Annotated in this window: 17 protein-coding genes; 9 read left to right on the forward strand and 8 right to left on the reverse strand. The window is 71.0% G+C overall.

What is annotated here, in order from left to right; all coding sequences use genetic code 11:
- Positions 1-136: 136 nt before the first annotated feature.
- The 5 genes from EEJ31_RS00835 to EEJ31_RS00855 all read right to left on the reverse strand — a co-directional run bounded on the left by EEJ31_RS00835 (position 137) and on the right by EEJ31_RS00855 (position 5,183).
- Positions 137-880, reverse strand: coding sequence for a hypothetical protein (locus tag EEJ31_RS00835; protein ID WP_123044383.1), 744 nt, complete (start codon positions 878-880; stop codon positions 137-139).
- Complete coding sequence (locus tag EEJ31_RS00840) at positions 877-1,509, reverse strand: RNA polymerase sigma factor (protein WP_233563653.1); 633 nt, start codon at positions 1,507-1,509, stop codon at positions 877-879. Before EEJ31_RS00840 ends, EEJ31_RS00835 begins: the two co-directional genes overlap by 4 nt.
- 11 nt (positions 1,510-1,520) lie before the next feature.
- A complete protein-coding gene (locus EEJ31_RS00845) occupies positions 1,521-2,273 on the reverse strand; it encodes a protein tyrosine phosphatase (protein ID WP_123044384.1) in 753 nt (250 codons plus the stop codon).
- A 135-nt stretch (positions 2,274-2,408) separates the two neighbouring features.
- Positions 2,409-4,067: a RecQ family ATP-dependent DNA helicase gene (locus EEJ31_RS00850; protein ID WP_233563654.1), complete on the reverse strand. Its 1,659-nt coding sequence runs from the start codon at positions 4,065-4,067 to the stop codon at positions 2,409-2,411.
- 90 nt (positions 4,068-4,157) lie between these two features.
- The gene (locus EEJ31_RS00855) at positions 4,158-5,183 is read right to left on the reverse strand and encodes an alpha/beta hydrolase (RefSeq protein WP_123044385.1); all 1,026 of its coding nucleotides are present in this window, start codon (positions 5,181-5,183) and stop codon (positions 4,158-4,160) included.
- Between the two features lie 471 nt (positions 5,184-5,654).
- Here EEJ31_RS00855 and EEJ31_RS00860 point away from each other — a divergent pair, with 471 nt between their 5' ends.
- The 7 genes from EEJ31_RS00860 (at position 5,655) to recQ (ending at position 13,554) form a co-directional block, all read left to right on the forward strand.
- Positions 5,655-7,766 (forward strand): DEAD/DEAH box helicase, encoded by a 2,112-nt coding sequence (locus tag EEJ31_RS00860; protein ID WP_123044386.1) that lies wholly within the window; start codon positions 5,655-5,657, stop codon positions 7,764-7,766.
- Between the two features lie 266 nt (positions 7,767-8,032).
- Positions 8,033-8,716 carry a hypothetical protein gene (locus EEJ31_RS00865; protein ID WP_123044387.1) on the forward strand — a complete coding sequence of 228 codons (684 nt, stop codon included), beginning with the start codon at positions 8,033-8,035 and terminating at the stop codon, positions 8,714-8,716.
- Positions 8,717-8,765: 49 nt separating this feature from the next.
- Complete coding sequence (locus EEJ31_RS00870; protein WP_158603871.1) at positions 8,766-9,494, forward strand: YcnI family copper-binding membrane protein; 729 nt, start codon at positions 8,766-8,768, stop codon at positions 9,492-9,494.
- Positions 9,495-9,504: 10 nt separating this feature from the next.
- Positions 9,505-10,164, forward strand: coding sequence for a copper resistance CopC family protein (locus tag EEJ31_RS00875; protein ID WP_123044389.1), 660 nt, complete (start codon positions 9,505-9,507; stop codon positions 10,162-10,164).
- A gap of 36 nt (positions 10,165-10,200) precedes the next feature.
- Positions 10,201-11,007, forward strand: a complete 807-nt coding sequence (locus EEJ31_RS00880; protein ID WP_123044390.1) for a thymidylate synthase — start codon at positions 10,201-10,203, stop codon at positions 11,005-11,007.
- Complete coding sequence (locus EEJ31_RS00885; RefSeq protein WP_123044391.1) at positions 11,004-11,495, forward strand: dihydrofolate reductase; 492 nt, start codon at positions 11,004-11,006, stop codon at positions 11,493-11,495. The genes EEJ31_RS00880 and EEJ31_RS00885 overlap by 4 nt, the downstream gene beginning before the upstream one ends.
- A 76-nt stretch (positions 11,496-11,571) precedes the next feature.
- Positions 11,572-13,554 carry a DNA helicase RecQ gene (gene recQ / locus EEJ31_RS00890; RefSeq protein ID WP_123044392.1) on the forward strand — a complete coding sequence of 661 codons (1,983 nt, stop codon included), beginning with the start codon at positions 11,572-11,574 and terminating at the stop codon, positions 13,552-13,554.
- 236 nt (positions 13,555-13,790) lie between these two features.
- Here the strand turns inward: recQ and EEJ31_RS00895 are convergent, their stop codons facing one another.
- Together EEJ31_RS00895 and EEJ31_RS00900 are read right to left on the reverse strand one after the other, a co-directional pair.
- Positions 13,791-14,375 (reverse strand): YdeI/OmpD-associated family protein, encoded by a 585-nt coding sequence (locus tag EEJ31_RS00895; protein ID WP_123044393.1) that lies wholly within the window; start codon positions 14,373-14,375, stop codon positions 13,791-13,793.
- The gene (locus EEJ31_RS00900) at positions 14,375-14,899 is read right to left on the reverse strand and encodes a DUF1697 domain-containing protein (RefSeq protein WP_123044394.1); all 525 of its coding nucleotides are present in this window, start codon (positions 14,897-14,899) and stop codon (positions 14,375-14,377) included. Before EEJ31_RS00900 ends, EEJ31_RS00895 begins: the two co-directional genes overlap by 1 nt.
- A gap of 239 nt (positions 14,900-15,138) precedes the next feature.
- Here EEJ31_RS00900 and EEJ31_RS00905 point away from each other — a divergent pair, with 239 nt between their 5' ends.
- Together EEJ31_RS00905 and pip are read left to right on the forward strand one after the other, a co-directional pair.
- A complete protein-coding gene (locus EEJ31_RS00905) occupies positions 15,139-17,313 on the forward strand; it encodes an acyl-CoA dehydrogenase family protein (protein WP_123044395.1) in 2,175 nt (724 codons plus the stop codon).
- 9 nt (positions 17,314-17,322) lie between these two features.
- On the forward strand, positions 17,323-18,279 hold the full coding sequence (pip, locus tag EEJ31_RS00910; RefSeq protein WP_123044396.1) for a prolyl aminopeptidase: 957 nt from the start codon (positions 17,323-17,325) through the stop codon (positions 18,277-18,279).
- 87 nt (positions 18,280-18,366) lie between these two features.
- Here pip and EEJ31_RS00915 read toward each other — a convergent pair whose 3' ends face one another.
- A complete protein-coding gene (locus EEJ31_RS00915; protein WP_233563655.1) occupies positions 18,367-19,137 on the reverse strand; it encodes a CDP-alcohol phosphatidyltransferase family protein in 771 nt (256 codons plus the stop codon).
- Positions 19,138-19,146 lie beyond the last annotated feature (9 nt).

Here is a 19,146-nt window from a genome sequence, read left to right on the forward strand (position 1 = left end):
CCCGCTTCGCCCCACAAGACATGAGCGAAACTCCGGTCGTCGGTTTCGGAGAACCGCGGGTCGAACGCCGCTCCGCGGGTCGAATTCAGCCCGCGCAGCGGCGTTCAGCCCGCGCAGCTGGGGAGGGCGGGCAGGGCTACCGGGACCCGCGTCCCTTCCCCGCGGAGTCGTCCTCGTCCTCCGCCGTCTCGTGCGCGGTGCCGACGGAGGCGACCTCGTCCTGCTTGGTCTTGTGGGCCGTGCCGGGCGAGGCCGGAACGTGCGGGCTGCGGGGGATCCCTGCGGAGGGTGCTGCGTGGTCGGGCACCCGGGCTGCCGGAGTCGCGCGCGATGCCTGCTCGGGGAGCTTGGGGAGCGTCGGTCCCTGCCGCCTGAGCGCTTCCTCGCTGCGGCCGGGCTTTGCGGCGGTGCCGGCGTCCGAGTGTGGGGCATCCGGAGTTGCGGACCGCACGTGTTCAGGGGCCGGCGGGGCGGCGGGCGCGACGGGCGGCGCCGTGGGCGCGGCGGTTGGTTCGGGCAGCTCGGTCTCGGCGGGCGCGGAAGGGGCGGCGGCCAGGCTGCTGATGAGGCCGGCGACGGTCTCCTGCGCGGAGTCGCGGAAGTCGGGGCTCGCGGCCGCCGCTGCTCCGACGCCGAGCCCCATCGCGGCGACGACGGCCAACGAGGTCAGGCCCACCCGGCGGCGAGCCCGTCGCGCCCTGCCGAGATCGATGGCCGGGGCGGTCTCGCGCGCGTGCAGCTCCGAGGAGAGCGCCGGGGCGTGGGCGAAGCCACGCAGTTCCAACAGGGCGTTCCGCAGCCCGTCCGACTGCGTTCCTCCGGCTTCGGACAGCACCGTGTCGACGACGTGCTCATCATGCCTGCTGAATCGGGTGTTCATGGCGTTCCCCAGCTTTCGATGGCGGGCTGTTTCTTCAGGGCGGCCAGGGCGCGGCGCTGAAGTTGTTTGATGGATCCGACCGACTTCTCCATGATCTGGGCAACCTGCTCCAGGGAAAGGTCGGCGACGATGCGGAGGAGGAGGACCTCACGCTGCTCGGGACTCAGCACCCGGAGCAGGCTGAGCACACTGGATCCGTCGACGGCGAGTTCCTCGGCAGACGGGCTGGTGCGCACATCGAGGTCGGGCTCGTACTCAAGCGCGGCCGGGATGCGAGACCGGCGGCGCCAGTGATCGACCACGCGCGCGTGGGCAATGGTGAAGAGCAACGACTTCGCCCCCTCTGTACCGCCACGCAGGGACTCGATGCGGGGAAGCACCGCCAGGAAGACGTCGTGGGTCGTGGCCTCGGGATCATCGACGCGCTGGGCCGTCAGGTAGCCGCAGACGGCGGGCGAGAAGGTGCGGTACAGCTCATCGAACGTCACGGTCGACGGCTCAGCGGATGCCGGTGCCAGCGCCCCGGCCGCACGCCGAGCGGGACGTCGTCGATCGACGACGTCCCACACCGACGTGCTCGTCACTTGCTGCTCACCCTGGTCCTGCCGGCGGCCCCTCATCGGGGCCATGGATCGGCGTGCTACCGGCGGTCGGCCTTCGCGGCCTTCGCGGCCTTGTGGGCGGCACCGTGTGCCTTCGCCTTGGGGGCATTCACTACGGCGTCGTCGGTCGCGTCGACGGTGGCTTCCACCTCGACGTCAGCCGCCGCGTCGTCTGCGGTTTCGTCACCAGCGGTCGCGTCGTCCTCGGTGGTCCTCTTCGGGGCGTGTGCCGCGCGGGCCGCCTTGTGCTCAGCCGAGTGGCCAGGCGCCGGGATGGAGGCGCAGTAGTCGACGATGCCGTCCGCACCGCCGGCTGCCGTCTCGAGGGAGGCGTAGGCGACCGAGGTGATCGAGAGGCCGCCGTGCGTGTACGCCTCGCAGAGTCCGTGCGCGGCCGGGCCGGTGGCGTCGGGGCCGACCGGGGCGGTCGCGTCGTCGGTTTCGTCGTCGACGGTTGCCGTGCCGTCGGTCGTGCCGTCGACGGCTGCGGCGTCGTCAGACTCGGTGCCATCCGTCTCGACGGCCGTGGACTCGGAGGCGGCCGTGGACTCGGAGGCGTCGGTGGACTCGGAGGCGTCGGCATCGACATCCGCTTCGGTCGTCGCGTCGGCGTCGGCGTCGGCTTCGGCTTCGGGGGCGGGCGCGCCGATCACGTCGTGCGCGGCCTGCTGCAGCGGCTCCGGCAGGACCTCGGCGTAGGCCGCGACGCCCGTGCCGCCGGCGACGACGACGCCCGCGGTGAGCACCGCAGCGCTGATCTTGCTGCTGAGCAGAGTGGTGATGAGAAGCATGAATCCCCCGAATGTGATCTGTGGACAAACTCTATGTGCAGGTGCGGTCGCGCCTACACCTGAGTAATCGACGCCGGGGGCGAAAAAGTTACGCCGGTTCTCAGAAGTTTGGAATGTTGCTCCGCGGCTGGCGCGTCACACCACGTCGAGGAGGTCGTGCTCGCGGATCGCGTCCAGTGAGAGCACCTTGTACCCCTCTTCCTCGAAGAAGACCGTGATGCGGTCGTCCTCCACGCTCATGACCGTGCCGGGGCCCCACTCGCGGTGCCGCACGGTGGTCTCGGGAGGGAAGCCGACCGCGCCGTGCTCACGCGCGGCGTCGCTCGGGGCCGGTGCCGAAGCATCCGTTTCATAGGCGGAGCCGGAGGTGCACGTGTCGCAGTTGCCGCACGGCTCGGCGAGGTCCTCCCCGAAGTAGCCGAGCAGGAATTGCCGCCGGCAGCGGCTGGTCTCGGCGTAGCTGCGCATCATGGCGATCCGCGACTGTTCGATGCGCTCCCGCGACTCGGCGACCTCGGTGGCGAGCGTCGCCGCTTCGCCGGGGTCGACGGATGCCGTGGCCCGCACCCCGCGCCGGTCGCTGTCCACGAGTCCCGCCTCCTCCAGCAGGTTGAGCAGGTTCGAGGCGCGGCGCGTCGTCACGTCGAGGGCCGCGCCGACCGCCGAGACGCGGATCGGCGCATCCGCTGCCGCCACCGCCCGGTATGCCCGGGCGAGGTCGCCGTGGTCGGGGGTGCCGGAGTTGAAGAAGGTGCGGAGGCCGAGGTCCTCGGCGCGGTAGTGCAGCGTTGTCGTGGCCGGTTCGTCGTCGCGCCCCGCGCGCCCGATCTCCTGGTAATAGGCGTCGATGGACTCGGGGATGGCGGCGTGAACGACGAAGCGCACGTTCGGCTTGTCGATGCCCATGCCGAACGCGGAGGTCGCAACCACAACGTCGACCTCGTCGGCGTGGAAGGCTTCGTGTGTCACCGTGCGCTCGGACGCCGTGAGCCCGGCGTGGTACGCCGCCACCCGGAGGCCCTGCCCGGCCAGCTCCTCGGCGTAGCGCTCGGTGTCCTTGCGGGTGGCCACGTAGACGAGGCCCGGCTTCGGCAGCTCGACCACCTGCTCCACGACGGCACGACGCTTCTCCTTGTCCTCCGCGTGCCGCACCACCTCGAGACGCAGATTCGGCCGGTCGAAGCCGCGCGTGAGCACGAGAGCGTCCCGCAGGCCCAGGCGTTCCACGATCTCTTCGCGCACGGGCGGCGAGCCCGTAGCGGTGAGGGCGACGACCGTCGGGTGGCCGAGCCGCTCGATCACCTCGCCCAGGCGGAGGTAGTCCGGCCGGAAGTCATGCCCCCAGCTCGACACACAGTGGGCCTCATCGACCACGAACAGCGAGACACCGAGATGCTTGAGGCGTTCGATGACGTCGTCTTTCGCCAGCTGCTCGGGGGCGAGGAAGAGGTACTCCGCGTCTTTCGTCGACAGGGCCTCCCAGGCATCGGCGTTCGTGCGCGCGGACTGGGCCGAGTTCACGGCGACGGCGTCGGGCGCGTCCTCCGCCGCCGTGATGCCGGCGACCTGATCGGCCTGCAGGGCGATGAGCGGGGAGACGATGAGCGTCGGGCCGTCGATGAGCGTGGCCGCGACCTGGTAGATCGCCGATTTGCCGTAGCCGGTGGGCATGACCGCGAGCACGTCGCATCCGTTGACGGCCGCCGTGATGGCTTCGAGCTGCCCGGCGTGCAGGTCGTCCCAGCCGAAGCGCTCCTCGGCCGCCGCCTGCACCTCGTCGCTGCCGATGGTCACGCTGTCTCCTTGTGCACATGCCCAGTGCAGCAGGACGCGGGAAACGCGGCAAGCCCCGCCACCCGGCAATCTGCCGGGTCGACCGGTGGGTCAGCGACCCAGGGTGTCGTGCAGGAACGCGGCGACTCTCGCGCGCATCGCCTGGTCGAGGATGCCGATGGAGTGCAGCGCGCCGGGCACGGTCACGACGTCGTGACGGATGCCGTGCCGCTCGAGTTCGCCCGCGTACCGAGTGGCCTGGGCCGCCGGCACGTAGTCGTCGGCGGATGTCGCGAGGAAGACCGGCGGGTCGCTCACGTCGAGCTGGGTGGTGGCGGACGCCTCCGCGGCCTGCGGGCACGGGTCGGCCGGCTCGCAGCCGAGGTAATCGAGCACGCTGTGCTGCAGGCTGGGCGCCGTGCCGTCGGCCGCGAGCTGGCGGGCCCGGAGGTCGATCGGTCCGGAGAGCTCGGCCACGGCCGCGACCCGGGACCCCTCGGTGAGCGGCCCGGAACCGCGAGCGCCGAGGAGCGCGGCCAGGTTGCCGCCGGCCGAGCCGCCGAAGACGCCGATCCGGCGCGGATCGATGCGGTACCTGTCAGAGACGGAGGGAGTGCGGAGCCACTCCACCGCCAGGCTCACGTCGTCGATGGCGGCGGGAAAGACGGCCGCCGGCGACAGGCGGTAGTTGACCGAGAACGCGACGAAACCCTCGGTGGCGAGCCATTCGCAGACGCCGCGCCAGTCGGAGTTTCCCTTGTCGCCGCGCGCCCAGCTTCCGCCGTGAATGGAGAGCACCGCGGGGGCCAGCGGCGACCGTGCGCCCGCGCGCACCGCGGGAGTGCAGACGTCGAGGGTGAGGAGGGACCCGTCGGGTTGGGTGCCGTAGACGACGTCGGGCGTCACGGTGATGCCCTCGGCGGGCTGGGTGAAGGTGCGGATGCCGACCACCTGGCGGGTCGTCAGTTCGCTCGCTGTGCCGCCGGCCGGGGTGATCGGGTGCAGTTCGGTGTGGAAGCCGACGAGTACCGCCGCGCCGACGACGGCGACGACGCCGGAGCCGGCGATGGTGAGGAGCCGGGCGCGCCGGTGCCGGGACGCGAGCAGGCGGCGCGGGAACAGTCGGGACGACTTCACAAGGGACTTTCGGGTTACGCGTCATTGCGTGTGTGCTGGTGGTGCGGGGCAAGCCAGCGTGCGGCGTCTGCACGTTGTGTGCACTGAGAGTATTCGCATCCGTTGCCCATTGCCAATCGCCCAACCGGGGGGTCTGGCGGGTGCGGAGTTTCTGCCGGTATCGCGGTTCTCGCCCGGCAGAAACTCCGCACTCGCGAGAAGGGGCGGGAACGGGCGGAGACGGGCGGAGACGGGCGGGGGACGTTTTCCGTGACATTTGGGCGAGTGTCGGGTAACGTAGGCAGGTCGGCTCTTGACACCGCTATGTTCGCGGATGGGTTTGTAAGTCAGGTGGGCCGGTTTCCCAACAGACAGTTGGCGAAAAATCACTGTATGTGAACGGTCCCGGCCATTGACTGCCCGGGTTCTTCAGGTTGCGTCGCTTCGCGGCGTTGTTCTGCCATGCATCAAGAACAACCCAGGAATATTTCTATGCCCAAGAGCAAGAAGCCAGCCGCCGGTCGCGCGGCCAAGAACTTCGATCCCGCCTACGGCCGCCCGGCCAGGGGTGGCGTGAAGCCGGGAAGCAAGAGCCCCGGCCACCGCGGTTACCGTGCAGACGAGGGTGCGCCCAAGAAGCAGCGCTGGAACGCCGACGAACGTGCAGCCCGTGCTGCCGGCCGGCCGGCGGAGCGCACCGAGCGTCCCTCCTATGGCGAGCGGGCCGAGCGTCCCGCGTATGGAGCCCGCGCGGAGCGTCCGTCCTACGGTGACCGTCCGCAGCGGGGCGAGCGCCCCTCGTACGGTGACCGTCCCCAGCGTGGTGAGCGTCCGTCGTATGGTGACCGTCCTGCCCGTAGCGAGCGTCCGTCGTATGGTGACCGTCCTGCCCGCAGCGAGCGTCCGTCGTACGGCGACCGTCCTGCCCGTAGCGAGCGTCCGTCGTACGGCGACCGTCCTGCCCGTAGCGAGCGCCCCTCGTACGGCGACCGTCCCCAGCGCGGTGAGCGTCCGACGTACGGCGACCGTCCGGCCCGTGGCGAACGTCCGTCGTACGGTGATCGCCCGTCGTACAACGACCGTCCCGCCCGTGGCGAGCGTCCGTCGTACGGTGATCGCCCCGCCCGTAGCGAGCGCCCGTCGTACAACGACCGTCCCGCCCGCGGCGAGCGACCGTCGTACAACGAGCGTCCCGCCCGTAGCGAGCGCCCGTCGTACAACGATCGCCCGGCGCGCTCCGACTTCGCCGACCGTCCCCGCCGCAGCTTCGACGAGCGTCCCCCGCGTCGTGACTTCGACCGTGACAACCGCGCCCCTCGCAGTGAGGGTGGAGACACTTCGTCCTACTCTCGCAAAGACGAGAAGCCCCGGTTCACGGCTGATGACGACGTGGTGCTTGAGCGCCTCGAAGCGCAGGCGACCACGGCATCCGATGTCGTGGGCGTGAGCTGGGCCGACCTCGGACTCGGCTCGAACATCGTGCGTGAGCTCGGCCTTCTCGGCGCCCCGAGCCCGTTCCCGATCCAGGCGGCGACCATCCCCGACGTGCTGGCCGGCCGCGACGTGCTCGGCCGCGGCCGCACGGGCTCCGGCAAGACCATCGCCTTCGGCGCTCCGCTGGTGGAGAAGCTGATGGAGAACGAGGGCGGCAAGAACCGCAAGATGGGCCGCAAGCCCCGCGCGCTCATCCTCGCGCCGACTCGCGAGCTCGCGTTGCAGATCGACCGCACCGTGCAGCCGATCGCCCGGAGTGTTGGCCTCTTCACCACGCAGATCTACGGCGGCGTTCCGCAGTACCGCCAGGTGAGCGCTCTGCAGCGCGGTGTCGACATCATCATCGGCACCCCCGGCCGCATCGAGGACCTCATCGACCAGGGGCGGCTCGACCTCAGCGACGTGATGGTCACGGTGCTCGACGAGGCCGACCACATGTGCGACCTGGGCTTCCTCGAGCCGGTGCAGCGCATCCTGAAGCAGACCAAGGAGGGCGGCCAGAAGCTGCTGTTCTCGGCGACCCTCGACAAGGGTGTGGCCATGCTCGTCGACGAATTCCTCAAGAACCCGTCGGTGCACGAGGTCGCCGGTGAAGACCAGGCGTCGTCCACGATCGACCACCGCGTCTTCGTGGTCGAGCACCGCGATAAGAGCGCGATCATCGAGCAGCTCGCCGACCGGGAGGGCAAGACGCTCATCTTCAGCCGCACCCGAGCGTTCGCCGAGCAGCTGGCCGACCAGCTCGAGGACGCCGGCATTCGCGCCACGAGCCTGCACGGCGACCTCAACCAGTCGCGCCGCACGCGCAACCTGCAGCTGCTCACCAGCGGCCGGGTCAACGTGCTGGTGGCAACGGATGTCGCAGCCCGCGGCATCCACGTCGACGACATCGATCTCGTGATCCAGGCCGACGCTCCCGACGAGTACAAGACCTACCTGCACCGCGCCGGCCGCACCGGTCGCGCGGGCAAGGCCGGAACCGTCGTGACGCTCATCCCGAAGCAGCGCCGCCGCCGCATGGACGACCTGCTGGAGCGCGCCGAGATCGAGGCGAGCTTCGTCTCCGCGGCACCCGGCGACCAGGCCGTCGCCGACCTCGCGAGCCTGTAGGCCAGACGCACGCGCAAGGAAAGGGGCACCCCGCGCGGGTGCCCCTTTCGCGTCCGGCAAGGCAAATGATTCTCCGGCGTGTCGTTTCCGGCTTTCGACCCGGGAAGTTCTAACCTGCAGATGTCGCTGGCACGCTTCGTGCGTAGCCGCTCGCTCTCTCCGCTTCAATTCGGGTTTGAGGCCGAGAGAGCGCGCGACAGGCACCTGTGGGGCCGCCGTCTCGGCGCCCCACAGGTTGCGGCGATCCTCCCCGGTAGGGTGGCAGGGTGAGCACCGACCGGAACGGCATGACCACACGATGGTCGCGCTTCTTCCGCGGCTGGGCGGCAGCGGCCTTCGCCACGTTCGTCGCAGCCCTCTCCCACACCTTCGCCGGTGGCGGCGCACCCGGCGCCCTGGCCATCGTCGTCTCGCTCGCGTTCGCCGGCATCATCTGCATCGGCATGACGGGCCCCGCGCAGTCGCTGTGGCGCACGAGCGTGGCGGTGGGGGCGAGCCAGCTCGTCTTCCACGGTCTGTTCCTCCTGACGGGAGCATCCGGCACGGCTGCGACCACCCTCGTGCAGCGCGCACCAGACGGCGCTCACCACCACGCCGCCGCCGTCTCGGTCGTGACGAGCGCCCCGATGGCTCCAGGGAGCGTGCACGGCGGCCTCGGCAGCGACGGAATGATCGCGGCGCACGCCGCAGCCGCGATCGTGACGATCCTGGCCCTGCGGCACGGCGAAAGCGCCATTCAGAGGCTCCTCGCCACGGCGCGACTGGCCATCCGCATCCTGCTCCCTCGCCTCGCCGGCGCCATCGCGCCGTCGTCACCCCGGCAGTCGGTCCACGCCGCCCCCATCGCCGCCGGCTCGCCACGCGAGGCGTTGATCTCGCCCATGCGGCACCGGGGGCCACCCGCGCTCGCCGGCGCTTTCCGGCGCACCGCACACCTCTTATCAGCTTGACCCGCGCGCGGCCATCATGGCGGCCCGCGGGAAGACCCTAGGACTCGTCATGAAACTTCGCACACCTGCCCGCGCCGCCACCGGACTCGCCGCCGGCGCCCTGCTTGCCGTCGCCGTTCCACTCTCCGCCAGCGCCCACATCCACGTCGACCCGTCGTCGGCCCCGGCCGGCTCCTCCGCCGTGCTCACCTTCACGCTGCCGCACGGCTGCGACGGCTCGGCCACGACCGCGATCTCGATCGAGATCCCCAAGGGCATCACCGGCGTCACCCCCACCGCCAAGGCGGGCTGGAACGTCGAAAAGGTGGCCGTCGACCTCGACAAGCCTCTCGACGACGGACACGGCAACACCATCACCACCCGCACCGGCAGCATCCGCTACACCGCCGACACCCCGCTGGCCGACGGGCTGCGCGACACCTTCGCGCTGAGCGTGCCGCTGCCCGCCGACGCCGCCGGCGAAAGCCTGCAGTTCCCGGTGCTCCAGGCCTGCGAGTCCGGCACCGTCGAGTGGAACGAGACCCAGAAGGCCGGCGCCGAGGAGCCCGAGCACCCCGCGCCGGCCGTCACGGTGACGGCGGCGACGCCCGGCGAGCACTCCGATGACGGCGACGGCGACGCCGCGCAGGCCGTGCAGGCCGCGCCGGCAACGGATGCGGCAAGCCAGGCCACGCCGACAGCCGGCGACGACATCCTCGCGCGCGTGCTCGGCATCGGCGGTCTCGTGGTCGGCGCCGTCGGAATCGTGGTCGCACTGACCGCCCGGCGCCGGGCGTAGGGTCGGGACCATGGCGACCAGGAAACGATGGCTGGGCCGACTCGGTGCGGCGGTGCTCCTCTCGGGCGCCGCGCTCGGGGTGTTCGCGGCGCCCGCCTCTGCGCACAACTACGAGGTCAGCTCCACGCCCGAGGCGGGCGCGGTCGTGACGACGCAGCCCGACGTGATCTCCGTCACGACGAACGACGACCTCCTGGCCGTCGACGGCCTCAACGGCGGCATGGGCATCCAGGTGTCCGGCCCCGCGGAGCATCCGCTGTATTACGGTGACGGATGCGTCACGGTGTTCGGGCCCACCATCGAGGCGGAGGCCGCGCTGGGCCAGCCCGGCGAGTACACGGTGAGCTGGCAGGTGATCTCCACCGACGGACACTCGGTGTCGGACAGCTTCACCTTCACCTGGAAACCCAACGCCGACCAGAAGCTCGCCGCCGGGAAGAGCGCCCCGCCGACCTGCGGGAAGACCGCGACCGACGCGGCTGGCGAGGGCACGGCAACGGCCGCGCCTGACGGGTCCGGCGACGCGGGCGGCGCGGCCACGAGCGGTGACGCGGCCAAGGCCGCGCTCGTCGACGTGGTGTGGATCGGCGGCGCCGTGCTCGTCGTGCTCGTCGCGGTGGTGGTCACCCTCGTGCTGGTGCGCCGGAAGCCCGCCGTGCCCCGCGAGTAAGGCGTACGTCCGAACGCGCTCCGGTACGATCAGGGCATGGCCCAGACGATCCCGACGCCGTACGAAGACCTCCTGCGTGACGTTCTCGCGAACGGCAGTCACAAGGACGATCGCACCGGCACCGGTACCCGGAGCGTGTTCGGACGCCAGCTGCGCTTCGACCTCGCGGCGGGGTTCCCGCTCATCACCACCAAGCGCGTGCACTTCAAGTCGATCGCCTACGAACTGCTCTGGTTCCTCCGCGGTGAGAGCAACGTGGGCTGGCTGCGCGAGCACGGCGTGACCATCTGGGACGAGTGGGCCGACGCCGACGGCGACCTCGGCCCGGTCTACGGGGTGCAGTGGCGTTCCTGGCCCACGCCCGACGGCGCGCACGTCGACCAGATCTCCCAGGTCATCGAGACGCTCCGCACCAACCCCGATTCACGGCGGATGATCGTGTCGGCATGGAACGTCGCAGACATCCCGCAGATGGCCCTGGCCCCGTGCCACGCCCTCTTCCAGTTCTACGTCGCCGACGGCAAGCTCTCCTGCCAGCTCTACCAGCGCAGCGCCGACCTCTTCCTCGGCGTGCCGTTCAACATCGCCAGCTACGCGCTGCTCACCCAGATGGTCGCCGACCAGGTGGGCCTCGAGCTCGGCGACTTCGTCTGGACCGGCGGGGACTGCCACATCTATGACAACCATGTGGAGCAGGTGACCGAGCAGCTCTCGCGGGAGCCGTTCCCGGCGCCCACGCTCAGCATCCGGCACCGCGACAGCATCGCCGACTACGAGTACGACGACTTCCAGCTCGAGAACTACCAGCACCACCCCGCCATCCGCGCCGCGGTCGCCGTATGACCATCGGGCTGGTCTGGGCGGAGGCCGCAGGCGGCGTCATCGGCAACGAGGGCAGCATGCCGTGGCACCTCCCCGAAGACCTCGCCCACTTCAAGCAGGTCACCCTCGGCAACCCGGTCATCATGGGGCGCCGCACCTGGGACTCGCTGCCCCCGCGGTTCCGCCCGCTCCCCGGCCGGCGGAACATCGTCGTCACCCGGCAGGCCGACTGGCGAAGCGACGGCGTCGAGACGGCGCACTCGGTCGACGCGGCGCTCGCGCTCGCCGGCACAGCGGATGCCTGGGTCATCGGGGGCGCCGAGATCTTCGGCATGGTCATGCCCCGCGCTGACGTGCTCGAAGTGACCGAGATCCGGTCCGAGGTTCCGGGCGACACGCACGCGCCCTCCCGCGACGGGTGGGAGCTCGTGGCCTCCGAGCCCGACGAGGGCTGGCTCACCTCGCGCACCGGCCTCGAGTACCGGTTCCTGCGCTACCGACGCCCCTGACGCATCCGCTGCCCCCTTCGCCGGGGACGCGCGGCCGGCGCAGGGGCTTGTCAGGAGCGCTCGGTAGAGTTGCCGCGTGAGTTGGAACGCGGAGACCCCCTGGGCCATTGACGACCTCGTTCCGCCCGACGACTACGACGCGCCGCCGCCGCCCGACGAGGGCTGGGGCAGCCCCGCCAGCAGCACGACCGCCGGCGCGACGGTCGCGGTGACTCCGCGAGCCGCGGCGCCCCGCTTCTCCTCGGCCCTCGACGCACTGCACGAGGTGTTCGGCTACGACAGCTTCCGGGGCGAGCAGGCCGAGATCATCGACCAGCTCATCGCCGGGAACGACGCCGTTGTGCTCATGCCCACCGGCGGCGGCAAGAGTCTCTGCTATCAGGTGCCGTCCCTCGTGCGGGAGGGCACCGGCGTCGTGATCTCGCCGCTGATCGCCCTGATGCAGGACCAGGTCGACGCCCTCACTGCCGTCGGCGTCCGCGCGGCGTTCCTCAACTCCTCGCAGGACGCCGCCGCTCGCGCCCAGGTGGAACGCGCCTACGTGGCCGGCGAACTCGACCTGCTCTACGTCGCCCCCGAGCGGCTGTCGTCCGAGGCCACCAAGCGATTCCTCGAGCGCGGCACCATCGCGCTGTTCGCCATCGACGAGGCGCACTGCGTCTCGCAGTGGGGTCACGACTTCCGCCCCGACTACCTCGCGCTCTCCGAACTCGCCGACCGCTGGCCCGACGTGCCGCGGGTCGCCCTCACCGCGACGGCAACGGATGCCACGCACCGCGAGCTCACCACCCGGCTCCAGCTGGGCGACGCGCGCCACTTCGTCGCGAGCTTCGACCGGCCCAACATCCAGTACCGCATCGTGAACAAGGCCGAGGTGCGGAAGCAAGTGCTGGCGTTCATCCGCTCGGAGCACGACGGCGACGCCGGCATCGTCTATGCGCTCAGTCGGCGGAGCGTCGAGCAGACGGCGGAGTTCCTGCGCGCCAACGGCGTCAACGCCCTCCCGTACCATGCCGGGCTCGACGCGCGCCTGCGCGCCGCCACCCAGGCGCGCTTCCTGCGTGAGGAGGGCGTGGTCATCGTCGCCACGATCGCGTTCGGCATGGGCATCGACAAGCCCGATGTGCGCTTCGTCGCCCACATCGACCTGCCCAAGAGCGTGGAGGGGTACTACCAGGAGACCGGCCGCGCGGGTCGCGACGGACTCCCGTCGACTGCCTGGCTCGCGTACGGGCTGCAGGACGTCGTACAGCAGCGCCGCATGATCGACGAGTCGCCCGGCGACCTCGCGCACCGGCGCAAGCTCTCGGCGCACCTCGACGCGATGCTCGCGCTCTGCGAGACGGTGCATTGCCGGCGGGTGAACCTGCTGAGCTATTTCGGGCAGCCCAGCGAGCCGTGCGGCAACTGCGACACCTGTCTCACGCCGCCCGAGGCGTGGGACGGAACCGTCCCCGCCCAGAAGCTGCTCTCCACCGTGGTGCGCCTGCAGCGCGAGCGCAACCAGCGCTTCGGCGCCGGGCAGCTCATCGACATCCTGCGCGGCAAGGTCACCCCGCGCACCACCCAGCACCGGCACGATCAGATCAGCACCTGGGGCATCGGCGCCGACCTCAGCGACCAGCAGTGGCGCGGCGTCGTGCGGCAGCTGCTGGCCCAGGGCATCCTCGCGGCGTCGGGGGAGTACGGGACGCTGGGTCTGACGGATGCCGCGGCATCCGTTCTCAGCGGATCCCGCAGCGTGCAGCTGCGCAGCGAACCCGACCGGCCCGAGCGCGCCGCCGGCGGCAGCCGCGGCTCCCGCGGCGGCACACGCGCCGCCGCGGCCGACCTCAGCCCGGAACAGGCCGAGCGGTTCGAGGCGCTGCGTGCCTGGCGCGCCGGTGAGGCCCGCGAGCAGGGGGTCCCCGCCTACATCGTCTTCGGTGACGCCACCCTCGCCGCGGTCGCCGCGGCGCAGCCGTCCACGCTCGCCGACCTGAACGGCATCAGCGGCATCGGTGCGAAGAAGCTCGACGCCTACGGCCAGGCCCTCCTCGACGTCGTCGCCCGCGCCTGACCCCGCGCACCCCCGCGTCCCCGTTCGCGCCCTCCGCTTCCACCCTCTTCCGCGGGTGCGCGCTTTCTGCCGCCTTGGCGTCCGCGAGACGGCAGTTCGCGCGCACTCGCGCGCCCTCCGCTTCCACCCTCTTCCGCGGGTGCGGGCTTTCTGCCGCCTTCGGGGGGGGTCGAGGCAGCAGTTCGCGCGCACTCGCGCTGCGTTTTCGCGCGAAGGCACGGGCACCGCGCCGTGGGTCAGGGCTTGCGCGGGTGGATGGTCTCGCCGCGGGCGAGCATCGCCACGTAGTCCGCGATCTTGCGGGCACGCGTCTCCGCCCGCTTCACGTTTCCGATGCGGAAGATGATGGCGTAGCGGTTGGCGCTGTCGAGCCGGGCGAACAGCTCGGCCGCCTCGGGGCTCGCCGCGAGGGCCTCGGCCAGGTCGGCAGGCACCTCCGCGCTGCCCTGTGACGCGTAGGCCGCCTCCCAGCGCCCGTTCGCCCGCGCCTGCTCGACCGCCGCCTCGCCGGCGGGCCGCATGCGCCCCGCATCCGTCAAGCGCTGCACGCGCTCCCGGTTCACCTGCGACCAGATGCTCCCCGGCCGGCGCGGGGTGAACAGCTGCACGTAGTACCGCTCGTCGAGGCGGCCCTTCTGCGCGTCGATCCACCCGAAGCACAGGCCCACGTCGACGGCATCCGAATAGCTCACGCTCGAGACGCCGGCCCCCTTCTTGGCGATCGCCAGCCGCACCCCGGGCGACGACTCCCCGTTCGCGTCCAGCCAGCGCTCCCACTCCCCGGCGTCGGCGCAGTAGACGATCTCCCGCTCCACGGCCATCAGGCGACCAGCTTCTGCAGCGTTCGCAGGTTGCGCGTCGTCGTCGCGGCCTTGTACCGGGCGCGGCCGAGCGCCTTGCCGAACGCGCTCGTGAGCGTGCTGCCGCGTTCGACGGTCCAGTAGACGACGCCCGGCCCGGCGAGAATCTGCTCCCGCACGGGGTCGAGCTCGTCCTGCATCGCGAGCAGCTCGCCGGCGACGGCCGGGTCAGCCACGAACACGACATACGGATGCCACCCGTCGCGTTCGGCGTCGAAGGGAAAGCCGGTCAGCAGCGCCCGGATCGCGTCGATGCCGTGCACCTGCACCCACGCCTCGTACCCGAACCGTTCCCCGAGCGCCCGCTCGATCAGCGGCTGCACCTCGTCTGCCGACAGATCGGTCTCGAACAACACGTTGCCGCTGGCCAGCACCGTTTTCACGCCGCCCAGGCCGAGGCCCTCGAACACCGCCTTCACGTCGGCCATCTTCAGGTTGATCCCGCCGACGTTCACCCCGCGCAGGAGCGCCGCGTATCGAGTCATGCAGTGAGGCTACCGTGTCCGGCGGATGCCCCGGAAGGCGCCCGCGACCACCACCGCACCGGTCGCCTCGTTTGTCCGTTTCGGTGCCGGTCTCCGCGTCTGAGTTGTGGAAACCTACACAACGGATGCCTCCGCTCACGGGCTTCTTTGTAGCCGGTTCACGCACCATTTCTGCGCTCCCCGGCGCCGACCTAACGTGGGACCGACCCACGCATCGCCCGGAAAGAGAAGGATCGACGATGGTTGACACCGCCCAGAGCGCCGCGAACACCACAGAGACGGACATCGGCCCGACCCGGGCATCCGACGCGGGGACCGGAACGGGCCTCACCGACGTGAGCGTCGACACCGGCCCCATCCGGGTCTTCGGCGACCCGTCCGGACCAGCGGTCGACGTCGACTCCCTCCGCCGCCAGCTGCTCGGCACCTGGGCGGACGTCCGCCTCGCCGCCCGGGAGATGACGGCGAAGCCGGAGTTCCACGGCATCCCGGGCCTGTCGATGGCCGATCACCGCACCCGTGCCTTCGAGCAGATGCAGCGCCTCGCCGACAACGGCCACGTGCACCGGGCCTTCCCCGCGCACCTCGGCGGGCAGGACGACCATGGCGGCAACATCGCTGGCTTCGAGGAGCTGGTCACCGCCGACCCGAGCCTGCAGATCAAGGCCGGCGTGCAGTGGGGCCTCTTCGGCGCGGCCGTACTGCACCTCGGCACCGCCGTGCACCACGACACCTTGCTGCCCGGCATCATGAGCCTCGAGGTTCCCGGCGCGTTCGCCATGACCGAGATCGGGCACGGGTCGGATGTCGCGAGCATCGGCACGACGGCGACCTACGACCCGCAAGACCAGGAATTCGTCATCCACACGCCGTTCCGCGCCGCATGGAAGGAGTACATCGGCAACGCCGCCAAGGACGGCATCGCCGCCGTGGTGTTCGCCCAGCTGATCACCGGTGGCGTGAACCACGGCGTGCACGCCTTCTACGTGCCCATCCGCGACGCGTCCGGCGCCTTCCTCCCCGGAGTCGGCGGCGAGGACGACGACCTCAAGGGCGGCCTGAACGGCATCGACAACGGACGCCTGCACTTCGACCACGTGCGCATCCCGCGCACGAACCTTCTCAATCGCTACGGCGACGTCGCCGTCGACGGCAGCTACACCAGCCCCATCGCGAGCCCGGGGCGCCGGTTCTTCACCATGCTCGGCACCCTCGTGCAGGGGCGCGTCTCCCTCGACGGCTCCGCCACCCAGGCGTCGGCGCTCGCGCTCACCATTGCGATCACCTACGCCAGCCAGCGCCGCCAGTTCACGGCGGGCAGCGACACCGACGAGGAGGTCATCCTCGACTACCAGCGGCACCAACGCCGGCTGTTGCCGCGCCTGGCCACGACCTACGCGCAGACGTTCGCCCACGACGAATTCCTCGTCAAGTTCGATGCCGTGTTCAGCGGCGCCGCCGACACGGACGAGGACCGCCAGGACCTGGAGACTCTCGCGGCCGCGCTGAAGCCGCTGTCCACCTGGCACGCGATCGACACGCTGCAGGAGGCCCGCGAGGCCTGCGGCGGCGCCGGGTTCATGGCCGCGAACCGGCTCGTCGGCCTCCGCGCCGACCTCGACATCTACGCCACCTTCGAGGGCGACAACAACGTGCTGCTGCAGCTGGTCGCCAAGCGACTGCTCACCGACTACAGCCGCAAGTTCGCCAAGGCGGATGCCGGTGCCCTGGCCCGCTACGTCGTCAAGCAGGCCACCGGTCGCGCCTACCACGGCTCGGGCCTGCGCCGGCTGTCCCAGGCGGTCGCCGACCGCGGCTCCACTGCCCGCTCCGTCGGTGCACTGCGGGACCCGGCGGTACAGCGCCAGCTGCTGACCGACCGGGTGGAGACGATGATCGCCGACGTCGCATCCGTTCTGCGCCCCGCCACCCACCTGCCGAAGAAGGAGGCCGCTGACCTGTTCAACTCGCAGCAGAACGCGCTGATCGAGGCGGCCAGGGCGCACGGGGAGCTGCTGCAGTGGGAGGCGTTCACCCGGGCGGTCGAGTCGACGACGCACGAGGGCACGAAGCAGGTGCTCACGTGGCTGCGCGACCTCTTCGGGCTCGGCCTCGTGGAGAAGCGCGTCGCCTGGTACCTCATCCACGGGCGGCTCTCCGCGCAGCGTGCGCTCGCCGTCACCGCCTACACCGACCGGCTCATCGCCCGCCTGCGCCCGCACGCCCTCGACCTCGTGAACGCCTTCGGCTACACGCAGGACCACCTGCGTGCCCCGATCGCGAGCGGCATCGAGCGGGAACGCCAGGACGAGGCCCGGGACTACTACCGCCGGCTGCGGGAGTCGGGCGCGGAGCCCGTGCCGGAGAAGGCTCACAAGGGCGACCGGAAAAAGAAGGATCACCCCGGGCAATAAGCTCGACCCATGCGTGACTTCTATCCCGAGATCGAACCGTACGACACCGGCATGCTCGATGTGGGTGACGGCAACAGCATCTATTGGGAGGTATCGGGCAACCCGGAGGGCAAGCCGGCGGTCTACCTGCACGGCGGCCCCGGCGGCGGATCGAGCCCCACCCAGCGCCGCCTGTTCGACCCGGAGAAGTACCGCATCGTGCTGTTCGACCAGCGCGGCTGCGGCCACAGCCTGCCGCACGCCAGCGAAGCGGATGCCGACCTGTCGACCAACACGACGTGGCACCTGGTCGACGACATGGAGAAGCTCCGGGAACACCTCGGCATCGACCGGTGGCTCGTCTCGGGCGGCTCCTGGGGCAGCACGCTCGCCCTCGCATACGCCGAGACGCACCCGGACCGGGTGACCGAGCTGGTGCTGCGCGGCATCTTCACGCTGCGCCCCGTGGAGCTCGACTGGTTCTACGAGGGCGGCGCCGCTGCCGTGTTCCCCGACCTGTGGGAGGAGTTCGTCGCCCCGGTGCCCGAGGACGAGCGCGGCCGCATGATCAAGGCCTACGGCGCGCTCCTCAACGACCCGAATCAGGAGGTGCGGGAACGCGCCGGCATCGCGTGGTCCACCTGGGAGTCGTCCACCATCACACTGCTCCCGCAACCGGAGACCGTGGCCCGCTTCACCGAGCCCTCGTTCGCCGTCGCCTTCGCGCGCATCGAGAACCACTACTTCCGCCACGGCGGCTGGTTCGAGCCCGGCCAGCTGATCCGCGACGCGCACGAGCTGCGTGACATCCCCGCCGTGATCGTGCAGGGCCGTTACGACATGTGCACGCCCGCGTTCACCGCCTGGGACCTGCACCGGGCCTGGCCCGAGGCCGTCTTCCAGCTGATCCCGGATGCCGGGCACGCCTTCGACGAGCCGGGCATCCGGGAGGCACTCATGGACGCGATGGACCTCTTCGCCGGCTGATTCCCGCCGAGACGCACGCTTCCGGTCGAGACGGACGCGCGTGCCTGTCCGTTCGGACCGCAACTGTCCGTTTCGGGGCGGGGCAGGTCAGGCCACGCGCGGCCGGCGCAGCTTCTGGTACTTGCGGCGCATCGAGACCGCGCTGTGCACCGCGTTCAGCAGGAACATGATCGTGTACGCGGCGACGAAGGCCGGCGGGAACCCCCAAAGCAGGAACATCCAGCAGAACGTGCCCGTGTCGGTGGGGATCAGCACGAACGACTGCCGGTTGCCGCTCGGCGGCGGCGGCGGGATCTTCGCGGACCGGGCGAGCTGCTCGGCGAGGATCTGGCTCATGAACTGGGCGACGCTCACGAGGCAGTAGGCGAGGGTCACGGCGAGCACCCACGCCGGCTGCCCCATCGCCCAGAACCCGACCAGCACCGCCACGTGGATCGCCGGCGTGCGGATGGCGTCCACGACGTGGTCCAGCCACTCGCCGGCGGGGCTGCCGCTGCCCTGCAGCCTGGCCACCTGCCCGTCTGCTGAGTCGAGTAGGTAGCCGACGGCCAGCAACACCGCAATGGCGACGCCGGTGGCCGGCCCGGCCGGCACCGCTATCAGCAGCGCGATCGCCACCGCCGAGAAGGCCGCGCTCGCCGCGGTCATCATGTTGGGCGTCCAGCCCAGGGCGTAACCCGCGGCGGCGGCATAGCGCGCCAGCCTCCGGTTCACCCACCGCGTGTATGCGGGAACCCCCTCGCCCGGCTTCTGCGCGCGGCCGAGTCCGGCCATGCCGGCCCGGTACCGCGCGCCGAGTGACGCGCCGGCGTCGGCCGGCGCAACCGGAAAGACGGTCCCCGCCTTGATCACCGTCATCGTCTCATC

It is taken from the genome of Cryobacterium tepidiphilum (assembly GCF_003716325.1).
GTDB classification, from domain to species: domain Bacteria; phylum Actinomycetota; class Actinomycetes; order Actinomycetales; family Microbacteriaceae; genus Cryobacterium; species Cryobacterium tepidiphilum.